At 65.2% G+C, this 1,817-nt stretch carries 2 protein-coding genes; both read right to left on the minus strand.

From position 1 onward, the window contains the following. Positions 1–27 precede the first annotated feature (27 nt). Positions 28–1,296 carry an aspartate kinase gene (locus ACE3OK_RS12500; RefSeq protein WP_374249884.1) on the minus strand — a complete coding sequence of 423 codons (1,269 nt, stop codon included), beginning with the start codon at positions 1,294–1,296 and terminating at the stop codon, positions 28–30. An 85-nt stretch (positions 1,297–1,381) separates the two neighbouring features. Further along, on the minus strand, positions 1,382–1,817 hold a 436-nt coding region (locus ACE3OK_RS12505), incomplete at its 5' end, for a TilS substrate-binding domain-containing protein (RefSeq protein WP_374249885.1).

Genomic DNA, 1,817 nt, shown 5'->3' on the forward strand with positions numbered 1-1,817 from the left:
GATTATCTCACGACTCGCGCCGCAAACTCACGCTGCGGGCTGGTCCAGGTCGAATGCCTTGTGCAGGGCGCGCACGGCCAGCTCCATGTACTTCTCGTCGATGACGACGGACGTCTTGATTTCGCTGGTGGAGATCATCTGGATGTTGATGCCCTCTTCGCTCAGGGAGCGGAACATCTTGCTGGCGATGCCCACGTGGCTGCGCATGCCGATGCCCACGATGCTGACCTTGCAGATCTTGGTGTCGCCTTCGATGGTATCCGTGCCCAGCGCCGGCAGGACCTTGGCCTTGAGCAGGTCCACGGTCTTGGCGTAGTCGTTGCGGTGCACCGTGAAGCTGAAGTCGGTCTTGCCGTCCTTGGAGATGTTCTGGATGATGACGTCCACCTCGATGTTGGCGTCGGCCACCGCGCCCAGGATGTTGTAGGCGATGCCGGGCTTGTCGGGCACGCCCAGGATGGACACCTTGGCTTCGTCACGGTTGAATGCGATGCCGGATACGACAGCTTGTTCCATTTGTTCGTCTTCCTCAAAAGTAATCAACGTGCCGGATTTGGCCTCTTCGTTGATGTCGATGTCCCAGGGGGTGAAGCTGGACAGCACGCGCAGCGGCACCTTGCACTTGCCTGCAAATTCCACCGAGCGGATCTGCAGCACCTTGGAGCCCATGGACGCCATTTCCAGCATCTCTTCAAAGCTCACGGTGTGCAGGCGGCGAGCCTCGGGCACCACGCGCGGATCGGTCGTGTAGACGCCGTCCACGTCGGTGTAGATCAGGCATTCGTCGGCCTTCATGGCGGCGGCCACAGCCACCGCCGATGTGTCGCTGCCACCGCGGCCCAGCGTGGTGATGTTGCCGCCGTCGTCAATGCCCTGGAAGCCCGTGACGATCACCACGCGGCCGGCGGCCAGGTCGGCGCGCACCTTCTTGTCGTCGATGGATTCGATGCGGGCCTTGGTATAGGCGCTGTTGGTCTTGATGGGAACCTGCCAGCCCGCATAGCTGACAGACTGCATGCCCTCGGCCTGCAGCGCGATGGCCAGCAGCGCGGACGATGCCTGCTCGCCGGTGGCGGCCAGCATGTCCAGCTCGCGGGCGGTGGCGTCGGACGATTTGGCAGGGGCAAGTTCTTTGGCCAGGCCGAGCAGGCGGTTGGTTTCGCCGCTCATGGCGCTGGGCACGACAACCATCTGGTGGCCGGCGCGCGCCCACTTGGCCACGCGCTTGGCGACGTTGCGGATGCGCTCGGTCGAGCCCATCGACGTGCCGCCGTATTTGTGAACGATCAATGCCATTGGAAAAATGCAGGGAAGGACAGACGCGGCGGATTGAAGAGAAGTCCCGTGTTCGGCAGCGGGCCGCTCCGCGCAAACCCCGGGATTATACCGATGCGATGAAGGCGATGCGGTCCCCGGCCCTCTCCACAAAACCCGCCCCCACCTTCAGCCGGATGCGATGTCCGCGCGTGGTGCAGGCGTCCAGCTGGTCCAGCAATTCGTCCAGTTGGGCGGCGGTCGGCGCCGTGCCGTGCCGCAGCCGCAACCAGTGGCGCAGCACGTTGGCGGCGCGCGCGCGGCTCAGCGCACGCAGCGGCGCAAGGGCCGGCGGTTCGCCTACCGCCTGCAGGTCGGCATGCGCCAGTTCGCCCAGCAGCGCCTGCGCCTGCGCGGCATGGCGGGCCGACCGCGCAAAGGTATCGCGAAACCCCGGGAATGCCTGCTCCAGCGCAGGCAGCACGACCTGCCGGATGCGGTTGCGTGTGAAGCCGGGGTCGGCGTTGGTGGGGTCCTCGATCCAGCGCACGCCCGTAAGCGCC

This window comes from Thermomonas sp., assembly GCF_041905325.1.
Lineage (GTDB): Bacteria > Pseudomonadota > Gammaproteobacteria > Xanthomonadales > Xanthomonadaceae > Thermomonas.